At 40.8% G+C, this 16923-nt stretch carries 13 protein-coding genes and 1 pseudogene; 2 read left to right on the forward strand and 12 right to left on the reverse strand.

The genetic code is table 11. The features are described 5' to 3' along the window. The first annotated feature begins 1 nt into the window (after nucleotide 1). Together serS and CVT08_RS08510 are read left to right on the forward strand one after the other, a co-directional pair. Nucleotides 2-1246, forward strand: a complete 1245-nt coding sequence (gene serS, locus CVT08_RS08505) for a serine--tRNA ligase (RefSeq protein ID WP_107855773.1) — start codon at nucleotides 2-4, stop codon at nucleotides 1244-1246. Next, nucleotides 1246-3612, forward strand: coding sequence for a tetratricopeptide repeat protein (locus tag CVT08_RS08510; RefSeq protein WP_107855772.1), 2367 nt, complete (start codon nucleotides 1246-1248; stop codon nucleotides 3610-3612). Before serS ends, CVT08_RS08510 begins: the two co-directional genes overlap by 1 nt. Before the next feature lie 61 nt (nucleotides 3613-3673). On the opposite strand, the gene CVT08_RS08515 is transcribed toward CVT08_RS08510, so the two are convergent. The 12 genes and pseudogenes from CVT08_RS08515 to CVT08_RS10270 form a co-directional block, all read right to left on the reverse strand. Next, a complete protein-coding gene (locus CVT08_RS08515; RefSeq protein ID WP_107855771.1) occupies nucleotides 3674-4927 on the reverse strand; it encodes a DUF2920 family protein in 1254 nt (417 codons plus the stop codon). 31 nt (nucleotides 4928-4958) lie between these two features. Next, complete coding sequence (locus CVT08_RS08520; RefSeq protein ID WP_103558944.1) at nucleotides 4959-5540, reverse strand: hypothetical protein; 582 nt, start codon at nucleotides 5538-5540, stop codon at nucleotides 4959-4961. Nucleotides 5541-5548: 8 nt separating this feature from the next. Beyond that, the gene (locus tag CVT08_RS08525) at nucleotides 5549-6043 is read right to left on the reverse strand and encodes a TlpA family protein disulfide reductase (RefSeq protein WP_012001226.1); all 495 of its coding nucleotides are present in this window, start codon (nucleotides 6041-6043) and stop codon (nucleotides 5549-5551) included. Continuing rightward, nucleotides 6033-6722 (reverse strand): ABC transporter ATP-binding protein, encoded by a 690-nt coding sequence (locus CVT08_RS08530; protein WP_107855770.1) that lies wholly within the window; start codon nucleotides 6720-6722, stop codon nucleotides 6033-6035. Before CVT08_RS08530 ends, CVT08_RS08525 begins: the two co-directional genes overlap by 11 nt. A gap of 1 nt (nucleotide 6723) precedes the next feature. Then, nucleotides 6724-7866 carry an ABC transporter permease gene (locus CVT08_RS08535; RefSeq protein WP_103598595.1) on the reverse strand — a complete coding sequence of 381 codons (1143 nt, stop codon included), beginning with the start codon at nucleotides 7864-7866 and terminating at the stop codon, nucleotides 6724-6726. Further along, on the reverse strand, nucleotides 7853-9145 hold the full coding sequence (locus CVT08_RS08540; RefSeq protein ID WP_107855769.1) for an ABC transporter permease: 1293 nt from the start codon (nucleotides 9143-9145) through the stop codon (nucleotides 7853-7855). The genes CVT08_RS08535 and CVT08_RS08540 overlap by 14 nt, the downstream gene beginning before the upstream one ends. After that, nucleotides 9142-10521, reverse strand: a complete 1380-nt coding sequence (locus CVT08_RS08545) for a Fe-S-containing protein (RefSeq protein ID WP_107855768.1) — start codon at nucleotides 10519-10521, stop codon at nucleotides 9142-9144. Before CVT08_RS08545 ends, CVT08_RS08540 begins: the two co-directional genes overlap by 4 nt. 51 nt (nucleotides 10522-10572) lie before the next feature. After that, complete coding sequence (locus CVT08_RS08550; RefSeq protein WP_004317727.1) at nucleotides 10573-11094, reverse strand: iron transporter; 522 nt, start codon at nucleotides 11092-11094, stop codon at nucleotides 10573-10575. 20 nt (nucleotides 11095-11114) lie between these two features. Then, nucleotides 11115-13058, reverse strand: a complete 1944-nt coding sequence (locus CVT08_RS08555) for an FTR1 family iron permease (RefSeq protein ID WP_107855767.1) — start codon at nucleotides 13056-13058, stop codon at nucleotides 11115-11117. Nucleotides 13059-13373: 315 nt separating this feature from the next. Next, on the reverse strand, nucleotides 13374-13934 hold the full coding sequence (fdh3B, locus tag CVT08_RS08560) for a formate dehydrogenase FDH3 subunit beta (RefSeq protein ID WP_103636294.1): 561 nt from the start codon (nucleotides 13932-13934) through the stop codon (nucleotides 13374-13376). A 10-nt stretch (nucleotides 13935-13944) separates the two neighbouring features. Then, entirely contained in the window at nucleotides 13945-16677 is a 2733-nt protein-coding gene (locus CVT08_RS08565; RefSeq protein WP_269059488.1) for a formate dehydrogenase subunit alpha, read from the reverse strand. Further along, nucleotides 16660-16920 (reverse strand): annotated as a pseudogene (locus CVT08_RS10270) (hypothetical protein); the annotation flags it as partial. The gene CVT08_RS08565 and the pseudogene CVT08_RS10270, both read right to left, overlap by 18 nt. Nucleotides 16921-16923 lie beyond the last annotated feature (3 nt).

Genomic DNA, 16923 nt, shown 5'->3' on the forward strand with positions numbered 1-16923 from the left:
AATGATAAATTTAAAACTACTTGAGACAAACTACGATGAATTCGTAAAAAAACTAGAGGGCAAAAACGTTAAAGCTAGCTTACTAGACGAGCTTTTGCACACTTTTAACGAGCTAAAGCAAAAACGCAAAGCGCTTGAAAATTTCCAAGCGATCCAAAACGCAAAGAGCAAAGAGCTTGGCGTAAAAGCAAGAGCCGGCGAGGATGTGAGCGAGCTTAAAAATGAGCTAAATTTAAACAAAGCTGCCCTTGCTGACGCTGACGAGATCGTTAAAAAATGCGAAGAAAAGCTTGAGCAAATTTCATTTAGCGTGCCAAATATCACTGACGATGATGTGCCATTTGGCAAAGATGAGGACGATAACGTCTGCATAAAAACGGTGCTAGAGCCAACTAAATTTGACTTTACGCCAAAGGAGCACTGGGAGCTAGGCGAGAGCCTTGGCTGGCTTGACTTTGAAAGAGGCGCAAAACTCTCAGGATCTCGCTTTACCGTGCTTCGCGGCATGGGAGCAAGGCTTAGTAGAGCGCTTGTTAATTACATGATCGACTTTAACAGCGCGCGTGGCTTTGAGCTTGTAAATGTCCCTTATCTAGTAAGCTCAAACACGCTTTTTGGCACCGGTCAGCTGCCTAAATTTGAAGAGGATCTTTACAAAGTGCGCGACGAGGACCTCTACCTTATCCCAACTAGCGAAGTGCCTGTGACAAATTTATACAATGACACCATTATTGAAGCCGAGCAGTTACCTATAAAGATGACTTGCTACTCGGCATGCTTTCGCCAAGAGGCAGGTTCAGCAGGACGTGACACGAGAGGCATGATCCGTCAGCACCAGTTTGAAAAGGTCGAGCTTGTAAGCATCACAACGCCCGATCAAAGCGAGGGCGTGCTTGCTGAAATGGTAGCGTGCGCGAGCGACCTACTAACTAGCCTTGGGCTGCCTCATCGCCACATGCTACTTTGCAGCGGCGATCTAGGCTTTAGCGCCGCAAAGACGATAGACCTTGAGGTTTGGCTACCAGGTCAAGGAAAATACCGCGAGATCAGCTCTATCTCTAATACTCGTGATTTTCAAGCAAGAAGAGCGAAAATTCGCTTTAAAGATGGCAAGAAAAATATGCTTGTAAATACCCTAAATGGCTCAAGCTTGGCAGTTGGCAGGACGCTAATAGCAATAATGGAAAACTACCAAAAGGCTGATGGCACTATCGAAATTCCAGAAGTTCTTAAAAGGTATATGTAGTGGCTGATGACGAGGTTGTAGTTCTAAAACCACCTGGCGAGCAAGCAGAGCAAGCGCCTGAGGAGGCAAAAGCCGAGGCCGCTGAAGAGATCGTCTCGCTTGAGAGCATCGCAAGTGATGGCGTGCTGCAAGATGAGAGCATCCCAGAGCCAATACCAGTAAAAAAGAGCAAGAAAAAGCTCTTTATCATCATCGGTGCGGCCGCTTTGGTGCTTGTCATCTTGATATCTGTTTTGTTAATTGTTTTGCTAAAAAAAGATAAAAAAGAGGAGATAGACACTACAGCTATCGTAAAAAATATAGAAAACAACTACCAAACGCAAAATTTTGGCGCTTCAAAGATCGATGAGATGATAAACAAGGCAAACCAGCTTTATGAGCGCGGCAATAAATTTGAAGCGTTAAAAATTTATGAAAACATAGCTGTTTATAACCAATCTCTCTCAAACTACAACCTCGGCGTTTCGCAGATGAAACAAGAAAAATGTGACGAGGCGATCATCTCCTTTAACAAAGCGATAACTGACCGAGAAAATACCGCAGTGAGCGCCATAAACGCCGCTGTTTGCTCACTTGAGCTAAATAACACTAAAAATTTCAACTACTACATAGGGCTTGCAGACTCCTTTTTGCAGTATGAAAACAGCTCGCCACTTTACAGCTACTACTATGCGCTGGTTAATTATTACAAAGGTAATTACTACGAGGCGTTGCAAGCACTCTCTCACCCTAGCACAGATGACTACAAGGGCGAGTATGCCTACTTGAGTGCTAAAATTTTATCGCTTTTTGGAGATGACGAGAGAGCCATAGCAAAGCTAGAAGGGCAAAAGGCCTTTAAGGCTGACTTTACGCTAGCACAGCTCTACGCAAGGCTTGGCAAATACGACAAGGCAAGGGACTATTTAACAAGGGCTTCTAAAAATACGCCAAATATCGATCTTATCAAGATGACTGAGGCGCTAATCGATCTAAAGACTGCTGATTATGGCGACGCGGCGGCATTTATCAAAGATGTTTATGACTACAACGCCTCGATGCCAAGCAAAATTTACAAGATAAAGACCATACTAAAGCCAGATCTCTTTGACGTCAGCCTAGCTCAGGCGCACTTTAGCGACGATATATTTTTTGACAGAACAAGGCGCTACGAGACGCTATTTTACTTTGCGCCTTACAAGGTTTTTGACGCAAAACAGAGCATCGAGCAGATAAGAAAGGGCGGAGTTAGCGTCTTTTTAGACGATACCTCAGCGGCAAATGACTACCTTAGCCAAAGTGCCGCCGCCTCAAAGGTCAATGCAAAACTTAGTGAAGCCATCGCAAAGGCACTTAACTACCGATTAAAAGAGGCAAACAAGGACTTTGAAGAGCTTGCCAAAGCCTATCCAAACCACTCGATCTTGCAGTATAACCTGGCTCTAAGCTACGCTCAGCTTGGGAATTTTAGCCTTGCAGCAAAGCACTTTATAGCAAGCTATCATCAAGATGTAAATAACCATCTTTCAGGCATCTTTGGCGCGATCTGTATGGATATAAATAGAAATTTAAATCCAAAACTAGTTGAGGAAATCGGCGAAAATTTAGAAAACGACAAAAGCCTAAAGCCTGTAAATTTATATGCCTCGCTTTTAAGCCTAGTTAGTGGCAACCAAAGCGCGATGATAAGGTGGCTTGAAGAGCCAAAAGAACCTACGACGCTAAATTTAGCCTTTGATATCATCACCGCTAAAATTTCAAACAACGATGAGATAATGTCAAAAAAAGCTGATGAGCTCATGAAAATCTTGCCAAACGACATCATCGCAAATATCTTAAATTTCATCTCTAAAAACAAAGATCAAAACATCAAAGAGTACGCAAAAGCGATACAAATTTACTTTAATGATAAAAATCTCGACTCAAATGCCTTTTATCACGGCGCCGACATCATCAAAAAGCAATACATCAAGCTACTTCAGATCTCAGGCTTGCTAACAAGGGAGCGCGATAGGCTAAGAGCCCAGCTAAAGAGTGCGCCAAAGAATATAAATTTGATCCAAACTCTAGCCTATGTGGATATCTTTACAAATGACTTCGACGAGAGCTATAAGCTTTATAATGAGGTCATAGACGAGTTTAAGATAAATGACGCTGGGACGCTATTTTTGGCCTCTGTGGCAGCCACTGGAGCTAACAAAATAACAAATGCGATCGCACTTTTGGAGCTTACAAAGCTAAATGATCCAAGCGCTGTTGAAAACAGAGCCGCCCTTGGCTTTATGTATCAGCAAATCGATAACATAAAAGCAGCACTTATACAATACAGCAAAGTAGGAAACGTAGGATATAACAACGAATTTTATGATTTTATGATAGATAACTAAAGAAATTTAAAGCTAGGAGCTTGAATTTAGCCTCTAACTTTAGATAAAAACGGCTCTAAATTTAAATATTAGTAACCTCAAGCCTTATCTTATCTGAGACTTCACTAAATTTATAAAGCAAATCGCCGCATTTATACTCTATGCATCTTTCATTGATCTCATCTTTTTTATCTTTTTTAGACAAGATTTTCTTCATAACGTCAGGAAGCTCTCTTTGCAAAAGCAGTTTATAAGACATCCCCATGCCGTGATTTAGAGACTTTATAAATTTGCCATCGACCTCGCTCTCATCTTTTATCATATGAAGTGTTGCGTCAAATTTAAGCTTTTTAAGAGCCTCGTAAAGCTCGGTTTTATCCTTTGCTGGAGCTACATCTTTGTCATAAATGCAGTGATAGCTAACATAAACTGGCTTTTTATAGTTGCTTTGAACATTTAAATGATCTAAATTTAGGATGTTTCTTATCTCTTCTCTTGCATCACTAAAATAATATGGTGATTTATCATCAAGAGTCCAATAAGTTTTATCACAGAAGTAAAGATTTAAATTTTCATATAAATTTCCAGTGCCACAGCCAAAAAACCTAGTAAAATCAATCTCCTTGCCAAAACCAATAAGTTTCCATAAAAATATAGCATATGAGCTATTATCTATCACCCCATCAACTAGCCACGGAGCTATCTTAGCGCACATATGTGCCAGATATCCACCATGCGAACTACCTACCATTATCACTGGCAGATGTTCAAATTTGGCACTATTTATATATTTTTTTGTATAAAGAACGGCATTTAGCACATCCATTGCCTGCATAACGCCAAAATTTTGATATTCGTTTTTTGTCGGTAGCATAGTCATACTAATATCTAAACTAAAATCGTCTGGCAAGACCCCGCTCTCTTTTCGAATAGTGATCTCCTCACTAAGACTTTTAAGTAAAACAGAGGTTTTGTCGTAGTTATCAACTATTTTTAAATCAATAGGTAGAGTTATACCGATCTTTGCCAGTTCCTTTATTAGTATTGCACGGTCTAGATCATCAAGTCCGATTTTTGCTCCGATCTGTGGACGGTTGCCTATGCAGTGATAATCCACACTAATGCAAGCTACATCATAAGACTCTGCCATAGCTTGCATCAAGTGACTTCTATAGCCAGAGTCAGAGTCCTCTCCAAAACCAGAAATGATGACTAAAAGAGCTTTTGCCTCTTTAACATCGTCATAACAGGCATAAAAAGATAGAGAAGAGTCTCTTTTTATGCTAAGCTCCACATCATCACAAGATAAAATTTCATAGCTTCCATCAACTAGCATCTTAACTCCTTTTAAATTTTGCTAAATTTCTCTACCTTTGTGAGACGTTATAAAAAAAGCTAACGATCTGTTTTGCTAGGCGCTCTTTGAAAAATGGCCAGATGTAGCTTGGCGAATAGACATTACCAGCTTGCATAAGCGAGATGTTTGTCGCTTTCTCACCGCCATCTTTTGGGCGTACTAGCACACTTACTTGCATGTAGTAAGCGTAGCTGTTTGTGCTAAAGTCGTCATCATAATCATCATAACCAAATGGGAAAAACATCGAGTAGCCAAAGCCAAAACTTGGTCTGCCAAAGCCATATCCCATACCCATTGAAAATCTAGGATCTCTTTTGGTTGTCCTAGAAAAGCTTTGTACGTCGCCAAGGATGATGAAGTCGGCATTTTTGATGTTTGGCTCATTTCTAAAGCCAGCCTTTGCAAATTCGCTTAAAATTTCAGCATTTACATCTTGTCCAGTCGCGCTATTTTTAAAATTTACATAGACGCTTTTGTTTGCTTCACCAAGTGTAAAAAAGATCGGATCGCTCGTTTTTACCGAGATATTTGGCGTGCTACTAGCACATCCGACAAAAAATAACGCCAGGACAAATAAAAATAAATTTCTCATCTTCACTCCTATAAGAGCGATCTTATAGCACCTTCAAGCACACTTTTTGGTGTAAGACCGATAAATTTTGATCGCATCTTACCATCTTTATCAAAAAAATAGATAACTGGCACGCCCATAACGCCACCAACTGCCTTGCTGAAATAATCCACCGAGACCTTATCGCTTGTAGTTTTAAAGGTGATGTTGTGCTCCTTTAAAAGCTCTATATCTTTATCAAAGCCCTTGCTAGGTCCTAAAATACCTATAAATTCAACATCTTTGCCGTATTGTTTTTGGAGTAAATTTAGATCAGGGATCGCAGCTTTACACACTCCGCAGTCCGTGCCAAAGAAAAAGAGCATATATGGCTTGTCGCCTATCTTTAGGCGCTTCTCAGTAGGAAAAAACTGCGTGTCGATGCCACTTGAGTCATTTAGTGTGATGTGGTGCTTCTCATACTGCTTGACGCAGCCCATAACTAGAGCTGCGACCAAGCACAAAAATAGAAATTTAAATTTCATTTGGCACCTTTGGATTTTCGATAGTGCGAATTTTCTCTAGCTTGCCGTGTCTTAGATATACGATCTTGTCGCCGTACTCGCCTAGATCTGGGTTGTGTGTGACTAGAAGTATCGTCTTGCCGTCTTTTCTTAGCTTGCAAAATAGATCAAGTATGATCCTCTCATTTGCCTCGTCAAGGTTACCAGTTGGCTCATCTGCTATTAAAATTTCAGGGTCGTTTATGAGCGAGCGGGCGATACAAAGGCGTTGCTGCTCGCCGCCACTTAGCTGGCTTGGTCTGTGCGTGAGCCTGTGAGAAAGTCCTACTGCATCAAGCGCTCTTTTAGCGTCCTCTTCGTCCACTGAGCTGTGATAATACTGCGCTATCATCACGTTTTCAAGGGCACTAAGATATGGCACGAGGTGAAACTGCTGGAAGATAAGGCCGATCTTTTCACGTCTAAATTTAAGTGTATCATCGGCATTTAGGTTGCTCGCATCATCGCCGCCAAGCATATAGACGCCGCTACTTGGAGTATCCATTAGAGAAAGGATATTTACAAGTGTGCTCTTACCGCTACCGCTTGGTCCCATGACGCTGACCCACTCGCCTTTTTTAACCTCAAAACTTATATCATCAAGTGCTTTTACATCGCCAAAAATTTTACAAATATTTTTAAGTTCTAGTGCATTTTGCATATCATTCTCCTCTTAGTGTATCTGCCATTTTGTTATTAAGTGCCCGCTTAATCGGGTAAAACGCTGCGATCGCTGCAAAAAGAAGTGATATGACCACAGCTACTGGGATGCTTAGAATTCTAAAATCAATACTAGAATCAAATATCGCATAACCTAAAATTTGAGCTAGTAGATAACCTAAAAACGCTCCAACTAACGCTGAAATAAGCGCTGTCACAAATGTCTCAAAGCCAAATAGCCTCAATACATCTTTTTTGCTTGCACCTATAGCTCTAAGAAGTGCGATCTCACGTGATCGAGAGAGCAAGATAGCACTAAGCGTTGTATTTACGCACATTGAAGTAATGAGTAAGATAACGAGGCTCACAAGTGCCATTAGGAGTTTGATCTTCTCTAAGATATAGCCCTCAGACTTTGAGACCTTTGCCACTGGTTTTGCGACTATTTCGTCGTTGCTTATAGTCTTTGCAAGCGATGTTATCTCGTCAAAATTTCCAAGCACAACAGCTTCAGCGTAGTTTATCTTGCCAGCTTTGTTTGAAATTTTTTGAGCCAAAGATAGTGACGTGATCAAAAGAGCGTCCTCTTTGTCGCCACTTGCCACTACACCTTTTATCTTTACATTTATGCTCTCATTTGAGCCAATGGCACGAATTTCTATATCATCGCCTGCTTTAAAGCCAGCTTGACGAGCAAGATCGACGCCTATTAGCACGTTTTTATCGTCAAAATCGACATTTATCATAGTTCCATCTCTAACATCTAAAAACGGCTTAACCTTTTTTAGATTGCTAAATTTTGTCCCCATGACGATGGCATTAGTTGGGCCGATATTTGCCTGAGCAAAGAGATATCCGCTCTCGCCAAGAAGCTTATCTTTTGGCACTTTAGCGATCATTTCATTATATGTTTTTTCACTCATATCATCACTTGTCGCCATATCTTTTGGAGCAAAGATCATATTTGCACCATAAGTTTTTAGCTCGCGTGAGACCTTTGAGTCGATGTCCAGATAGACATTGACAAATGCCGCACACACGCACGCTCCAAGCAAGATCGAGATCACGATGACCATAACCCTTGATGAGCCATTTTTTAGGCTTTTGTAGATAAGGTTGTAAAAGAATTTGCTATTTGCGGTCATATAGCACCTCCGCAGGTAGTAAATTTATGACGTTTCTCATTGGCATTAGCGAGCCAACGACTGAGATGAGTAAGGCAAATGCCACGCTAATTGGTAGCACGATCCATGCTATGCCTATGCCGTGAGAGAATATGATGTAAGACATCACGTAGCTTAGCGCGTATCCTAAAAATGCTCCCGTGATGCCTGCAAAAAAGGCAACCACAAGGCTCTCACTAGCAAAAAGGGCGTAAATTTCAAAGTTACTTGCACCTATGGCTTTTAAAAGGCCGATCTCTTTTTTGCGGCGGTAAATTTCACTTGTCATTAGCGACGTTATACCGATGGCTGAGACCACAAGAGCGATGATACTAACGATACCCATTAGGCTTTGAATTTTCTTTACGATATTACTCTCAGCATCACTTACTTGAAGGCTAGCTTTTGCGCTAACGTTTGGTAAATTTTCTTCTATCTGAAATGCGATAGATCCTGCATAGGCCGAGCAGTACCATTTGTCGTACTCTGCGCTATCAAGGTTGTCTAAATTTCGTCTAGCTTTTAGCGATAGGTCGTTTTCTGGGATCGTCATGGCTGAGACCTCAGCTTTTGTGTATGAGCCAGCGTGTCCTGAGAGATCGCCAGCAAGTTTGAGCGAGCCTATTAGCTTATGTGCCTCATCGCTTGCTCCTTTTAAGATGCCAACCACGCTAACCTCTTTTGTGCCGTTTTTGCCCTCAAGGCTAAGCTTGTCGCCAACTTTTAAATTTTTAGCCTTTGCAAGCTCATCTCCTACTAAAATTTCATCCATGCTCTCATCTTTTGGCCAAGCGCCCTCAACACCCCAAAATCCATATAAACTCTTAACGCCTGTGCTAAATTCTGGCTCATCTTTTAGTCCGATATTTTTATCAAAATATGTCCCCTCAAAGCTAAACTCATCGCCCTTAGCGTCTTTTACCTTTGTCTCTAAAAACGGAGCAAAAGCGACGATGTTATTTCTCCAAAAGATCTCTTTTATCTTGTAGATATCAGCTTCTGGGAGTAAATTTTGTGATTTTAGTGGGGTGAAATTTTTACCCTCGATCTCGATGCTTAGGCTCTCACCGCGTGGTAAAACGACGATATTTGAGCCATATCCTCTAAGCTCACTTGCCACTTGATCGCCGATTTTTAGCGTGATATTTAGCATGCAAGCTATCAAAAGAGCAGCTAGCAAGATGGTGATAAACGCCATCGTCTTTTGCACCTTTGAGCCAGTGATCGAGCTTTTTATCATTCTTAGTTGCATATTTTTCATTTTAACGTTCCATTTGTTTCTACATATTTTTCTGGATTTGCTTCAAATTTCGCCTGAGTTTCGTTGCTCTCAAAGAAATATGTGCGTCCGTAGTATAAATATGATCTTGAATCAAGATTGCTCACCTTTTTGTGGCTTACAGGATCAAGCACCATCTTTTCGACGACCTTGCTAAAGTAGTTTGCCCCTGCAACGATCGTTTTATAATCAACTATGATATTTTTACCATCGAAGGTAAATGCCATAGGGATCGGGTTACAACCGCCCTCTTTGCCAACTGACGGCAAGAAAATTCTAACATTACAAGAGATACAAATAAGATCATTGCCTTTTTTTATGTAGCCCATATCGCCGCAAATCATGCACGAGTCAAAGACGATGACTGGAGATGGGCGGTCGCTAAAACGGTTTAGCAAGAAAAATCTTATCTGCTTGCCCTCATCTGTGATGTAGGCAAATCTGTGAAGTTCATTATCTTTTAGCATATCAACATCAAATATAAATTTATCTCCCACTGGCTCAACCAAGACTGGCTCTGAAATTTGAGGTGGGCGAGATGCGTAAAGATCAAAATAAAGTGAAAATCCAAGCGCTATTAAAACGCTGCAAAATGCAAATTTTGCATTGTCAAAGACATTTTCTCTAATGGCTTTTGTAAAACGGTATTTGATAGAGCCAAACGTGCTCTTATCGATACTCTTTGGCACAAAGCAAAGCGCGATGATGCATAAAAGAAGGATCACTGCTATGTAAAAATAGGCACTAAATTCTGTGACGTAGATGCCTTTTGCGCTGATAGATAAAATTTGAGAATTTAGCTCGCTACTTATCTTTAAAGCGCCTGCACGTAAAAGTTCGAGTGCAGTTTGTGAGCTTCTATCAACTAGCAAAAAGACCAATGTGATAAGAGCTAAAATTTTAGCTACTGATGATGGGATGCTTGCTTTTAAATTTGAAATGAAGAAAAATAAAAATAGTATCAAGATCATCGCAAAGATCATCAAAAAGAAGCTTATGACTGAAAGCGTGTCAAGCAGCTCGCCACCAAATAACGGGAACAATGCACTACTTGAGCTATAGCCAAAGCCAAAGCCGATGCCTAAAATAAAAAATGTTACGATTTTTGCTATCTTAAGCTCGAAAAATATCCATAAAATGCTAATTAGTAAAAAAACCAGTGTCACAGAATCTATGAAAATTTTAAACTGATCATCAACAAGCGCATGACGAGCAGCTTTAAAGATAAGCACACCAGCAACAACGCCAAGAAATGACGGTAAAAAGATCGTTTTTAAACTTTTGCCATTGTTATTTAAGGCAGCAAAAAGCGTAAATCCAAGGAGGGCTAAAAAGACCTGATAGAAGTAAATTGACATAACTAAACCCTATGAGAATTTTTAAAAAGGGGCGAGAACGCCCCAAAGTGATTATTTAACAGGACCACCTGTCCATTGAAATTTATAAGTTGTTGTGAAAGGCTCAAACCATTTACCAACACCAGTCTCTTTGTCAGCGTGGCGACCAAAGCCTTGTTTTTCTGGATTGTCGATGTGGAATTTAAGCTCATAGTTACCAACACCTGTATCCATTTTTACGTTAGCACCGTAGTGTGGGCCATCGCTTGCAACCATTGGCATAAATGTACCTTTTTTAGTTTTACCATTATCAAGGTTTTTTAGCTCATAGTTGATCTTTAGGTATGGGATCCACTCGCCTTCGCCAAAGCCGTTTTTGTTGCCTTTTATAGCGTGGATGTCAGCCTCTAAGTGAAGGTCAGCCAAGCTTGGAGCTAGATCAACGCCTTTTGGCTCCATGTCAATTGGCTCAAGATAAACAGCAGCTATCTCCATGCCATTAGCCTCTACAGGCTCGCCGATTGGGTGCTCTCCAGCAAGTGCAAAACCAGCTGCTAGGCTAAGTGCTAGAGCTGAACTAAGAATTTTATTCATTTCCTCTCCTTTTAATAAGATTAGTTTTTATTTTGTTTTGATTTCATGATAACGATGCCTATAATTAGGGCAAGCACCATAATGATCTGAGGTACTAAACTCTCGTAATATGGCATAAGTCCTAGCCAGTCTCTCATCCAGTCAGGAAAATTTAGTCCTTTTATGATAGTTGGGATGAAAATTTTGCCTTCAACTAGCTCGCCAACGCCCTTGCCAACAAAGACGATCGACATGTAAAAGATGATCGCTGATGTAAATATAAAAAATGGTTTAATAGGAATTTTAATAGCGAAAATTTTAAATAAGAAATAGACTATTAAAAGAACGATAAGACCTACAACAAAGCCAGCTGCGATCATTGAGTAGCCAGCTGAGTCTTTTGCATCAAAGATAAGCGCTTGATAAAATAGCACTGTCTCAGCGCCCTCTCTAAATACCGCTAAAAATACAGTCCACCAAAGCATCGTGCTTGAGCCACTTGAGATAGACTCAGATAAGTGAGATTTGATGTAGTCGTTCCATTTTTTAGCACCAGCATTTGAAAGAAGCCAGAAGCCAACATAAAATAGAAGTCCCACTGCAACAAGCATCGTGATGCCTTCCATAAGCTCTCTTTTTTGACCTGCTGCCTCGCCAAAGATGACATTCATTATCCAAGCCATGACAAAGCTTAAGATGACAGCTACGCCAACTGAGCTATATACGACCTTGCCCATAGATTTTGCATTGCCAGTTTTTACAAGATATGCAACGACGGCTGCAACGATGATAAGAGCTTCAAAACCCTCTCTTAAGATGATAGTTAGAGCCCAGATAAATAGCGTCCAAGGTGAGCTTGAACCGCTAGTTTTCTCAAGTGCAGCTGCTAGCTGAGATGACATCTTGCTTGCACTTTCTTCAAGTGTTTTTTCATCTGCACCTGATTTCATAAGGGCTACAAGGTTACCAAATGTAGCTTCGATAGCTGTTTTTAAATTTACATCTATCGCACCTACTTTGTTTTCCATGCCGCTACCTTCAAACTCATCAAAGTAGATGTCTTGGATATCGCCCATAGCTTTAGCGCTATTGCCACCTTTGTAAAGCGCGATGGCTGCTTGAATTTTGTCATTTATGTTTTTAACAGTTTGAGTGTAGTCTGTGCCACTATCTTCGCTGCTATCGCTAGATGCTGCACTACTCATATCAACTTTTGCTAGTTTTACTGTTTCAGCTGGAAGTTTTGCAACAGCATCATAAGCTAGCTTTTTGATCTCTTCTAGCTTTACTTTAAAGTCATCTTTGCTTATGCCATTTGTGATGCCACTGATCGCTTCACCCATCTTTCTTTGGATGTCAGCATCTATGCTTTTGCCATTTTCTATATATTGGCGAACGGCGATTTCAAGTTGAGTGTTTCTATAATCATTAAATTTAGCATCTTGGATAGAATTTTTAGCATCATCTTGTTTATCGCTCTCGTAGCTTGCTATGGCTTTATCCAAAGTAGCTGATAAATTTTCAAATGCTACCTTCCACTCAGGGATAAATTTAGAAGTGTCATAGCCACTTGTAGCAGCTTGTGCTGGAGTGTCTGAATACTCACCAACAAGCTTATGTCCATTTAAAATAACTGGCAAAACTTCAGCGATTTCGCTATTTATCTGATCTATTCTTTTTTGCACATCATCTGGTGCTTCGCCAGCTTTTATCGCCTTTCTGATCTCGCCAAACTGCTTCTCCATAGAGTAAGCTTTTTTCTGACCTAAATTTATTCTGATGCCAGCTTCGACATCTTCAAACAGACCAAAATAAGCATTTTGAGTATCGCTAACTGCTTGCTCGACATTGCCAGCTCTATACTCTGTTATTACCTTTTGTAATGACTCTTTTATCTGAGCTGCGACTTGTGTGTAGTCGTCATTTTTTGCCACAAGCCAGATAGGAAGTAGCATGATAAGCATAAATTTAAAAATTTTATTCATTAATTAAACCACCTGTGAGATTATTTTAATGTGAAATATTACCAATGCTTTACTTTGATTAAAATAAAAACGATTATCATAAAAGAATGTAATTTGAAAGCATAAATAATATTTTTTACAATCTAATAATCAACTTTACGTAAATTTAGGGCTTTAGAGGGTTAGATCAAAATTTCATATCGAGATAAAAAAGTTATATATTTTTGCTAATTTCAATAGATAAGAAAAATTATTGATGAAATTTTAGATTATAAAAATCATAAAAATAATTTAAATTTTATAAATTTAAAAGGAGAGCAAGCGCCCTCCTTAGTGTTATACATTTAGTCCTGTATTTCTTAGCATGACGCGTTTGCGATATACATTTGAAACCTCAGCAGCGTCGCCAACTAAAAGCGCGTTTGTAGAACAGATAGCCGCACACATAGGAACTTTGCCCTCAGCCATTCTGTTTTGGCCGTAAAGTTCTCTCTCCTCGTGTGAGTTAGTTGGCTCTGGACCGCCTGCGCACATAGTGCATTTATCCATTACGCCTTTTACGCCAAATGCCCCGTCTCTAGGGAACTGCGGCGCACCAAATGGACAAGCATACAGGCAGTATCCACAGCCTATGCACTTGTTTTTATCGTGAAGTACGATGCCATCAGCTCTAATGTAGAAGCAATCAACCGGACAAACTTGCTCACAAGGCGCGTCGGTGCAGTGCTGGCATGCGATAGTAGTTGAGACCTCTTTACCCTCTATGCCATCGTGAAGCGTGATAACCTTTCTTCTGTAAATTCCTACTGGAAGCTCATGAGCAGAAGAGCAGGCGACTTGACATCCAAAGCAGCTGATACATCTATTAGTATCTACAAAAAATTTCATTCTTGCCATTTTTCTCTCCTTACTCTTTACCTAGGGCGTCTCTCTCGCCATACTCGTGATAAAACGACGTTTTAAAGGTGTTCTCTTCAGCTTTTTCTATGCGGCAAAGACCTGCGTTAAATTCTGAAATTTGAGTAACAGGGTCAAATCCGTAGTTAGTAACTGTGTTAAAGCTCTCGCCGATAACATAAGGCTTAGTGCCCTCTGGGTAGCGAGCTGAGAGATCGACACCTTGCATAACGCCAGCGAAGTTGTAAGGCATACAAATTCTATCTGGAGTTACCATATAGCTGTGATAGCATCTTACTTTGATCTTTGTGCCTTGTGGGCTGTGGATCCACATCATATCGCGATCTTTTATGCCGTATTTTAAAGCAAGCTCAGGATGGACATTAGCAAACATCTCAGGTGTGATGGCTGAGAGATATTTACTTGTTCTTTCGATCATTCCCGCACCACTTAAATTTACGACGCGTTGCGTGCTAAATACGATAGGGAACTCTTTTGACCAGTCTTTTGCTTGTTGCTCTGACTTAAATTTAGTAGAAACACGGAAATTTCTAGCTTGATCATCAAATGTCGGATACTTTTGGACAAGATCCCAGCGTGGTGAGTGGATAGGCTCTCTATGTTTTGGGATAGGATCAAGAAACTCCCAAACGATAGCTCTAGCTCTTGCGTTACCATATGGCACGACCCCTTTTTCACGGCATTTTTCTAAGATGATACCGCTGTAGTCCATGCTCCAGCTAGGTCCTATTTTAGCTTTCTCTTCTTCAGTTAGAGTGATGCCCAGGACTTTTTCTATATTATCTTTTGTGATTTGCGGGTAGCCACCTTTTATGGCTGAGCCAACTAAAGTTGCCTCTTCGCTAGCTAGCTGGCTAACGCCGTTATGCTCTAAGCCAAAACGGTTTCTAAAGCCAGAGCCGCCCTCTGCATAAGACTTGCTCATATCGTAAAGTATCGGCGTGCCAGGGTGTTTTTCATCCCATGCTGGCCATGGCTTGCCGTAGTACTCACCTTTTACTTCGCCACCAAGACCTATTAGCGTATCTGGGTCAAATTTATCCCAGTTTGCTTGGTGACGTCTAAACATCTCAGCAGTTCTGCCGCCATAACCGATAGAATTTCCAACCCTTGCTATCTCATTTGTCGCATCATCTGGCCATACAAAGTCATCTTTTACTTGTTTTAGCTCTCTATCTACAACAGCCATCTTCATGCCTTTTACATATTCATCGTAAAAGCCAAATTTCTTAGCAAATGCAAACATTACTTCGTGATCACCCTTGCTCTCATAAAGTGGATCAACGACTTTCGTTCTCCACTGACCTGAGCGGTTTGTAGCGTTTAGGTGACCTTCGTTTTCAAAGGCAGTTGCCACTGGTAAGATATAAACGCCATCTTTTCTATCTGAAAGGATAGAAATTTCATTTACAAATGGCTCAGCAACTACGATCATATCTAGTTTTGAAGCCGCTTCTTGAATTTTAGCTAGGTGCGCCATAGATGTTAAACCAGTTCCTTGAACCCAAAGAACTCTTAACGCGCCACTGCTAAAGGTATTTTCCTCTTTCAAGACGCCTTGCCACCATTTTGAAAGTGACCAGCCTTTTTCATTTCTCCAGTTTCTATCCTCTGGATTTTTAGGATCGTGGTAATAATACTCTTCAAAAACAGTGTTTTTAACTGGTGTGCCGCCTTGTTTTGGCTCTTTGGTTGAGACTGCAAAGCGTTTTACAAACTCGTCATAATCAACGCCCCAGCCTTGACAGTAATACTTCCAAGCCGCGTCAGTTAGTCCGTAATACATCGGCAAGCTATCTGAGAGGTTACACATGTCGGTTGAGCCTTGAACGTTGTCGTGACCACGGATGATGTTACAGCCGCCACCTGGTTTGCCCATGTTGCCTAGGATTAGTTGAAGGATAGGTAAAATTCTCGTATTTGAGCTACCAACTGAGTGCTGTGTGATACCAAGTGCCCAGATCACTGTGCCTGGTTTTGTGTGAGCTAGGATATTTGCAGCCTCTATCAGCTTATCAACTGGCACGCCTGTAACGTCAGATGTGACCTCTGGTGTCCAGTGCTCAGCCTCTTTTGCTATCTCATCGATGCCGTAAGTTCTATTTTTTATAAATTCTTTATCTTCCCAGCCATTTTTTAAGATGATGTGGATAAGTCCATAAACAAGCGCTATGTCGGTGCCTGATCTTTGTCTTAGGTATAGATCAGCGTGAGCGGCTGATTTTGTAAAGTTTGGATCAGCTACGATCACCTTTGCGTTGTTTCTATCTTTTGCTTGTAAAGTGTGCTTCATGCCGCCAACTGGGTTTGCCACAGCTGGATTTGCACCTATTATAAATATACATTTTGAATTTGCAGCCATATCCCCAAAGTGGTTTGTCATCGCGCCATAACCCCAAGTATTCGCCACACCGGCGACTGTTGCGCTATGTCAAATTCTTGCTACGTGGTCGTTGCTGTTTGTGCCCCAAAACGCAGCAAATTTTCTAAAGTAATATGCTTGCTCGTTGTTAAATTTCGCTGATCCTAAGAATATAACGCTATCAGGACCATCTTCTTTGCGGATCTGAAGCATCTTATCGCCGATCTCATTTACAGCTTGATCCCATGAAATTCTTTGCCATTTGCCATCAACTTTTTTCATAGGATATTTGATGCGCTGTTTGCTGTGTGTAAGGTCGATCTGATCGATACCTTTTGAGCAGTGTGAGCCTTGAGATATCGGGTGAAACATCGCCATATCTTGACGAACCCAAACACCATCTTGTACCTCAGCCTCGATACCACAGCCTGCTGAGCATATAGAACAAATAGTTCTAACCTTTTTTGAGCCAGGGAAAGGATCTTTTATCTCCTCTGCGCTAGCATGTCTTATCGTATCATTTTGTCCAAAAGCCATTGTGGTGCCTGCACCTAGTGCGGCTAGCTTTAAAAATGAACGTCTTCCTATACGTGCATCACTCATGGT

Source organism: Campylobacter concisus (genome assembly GCF_003048835.2).
GTDB classification, from domain to species: domain Bacteria; phylum Campylobacterota; class Campylobacteria; order Campylobacterales; family Campylobacteraceae; genus Campylobacter_A; species Campylobacter_A concisus_D.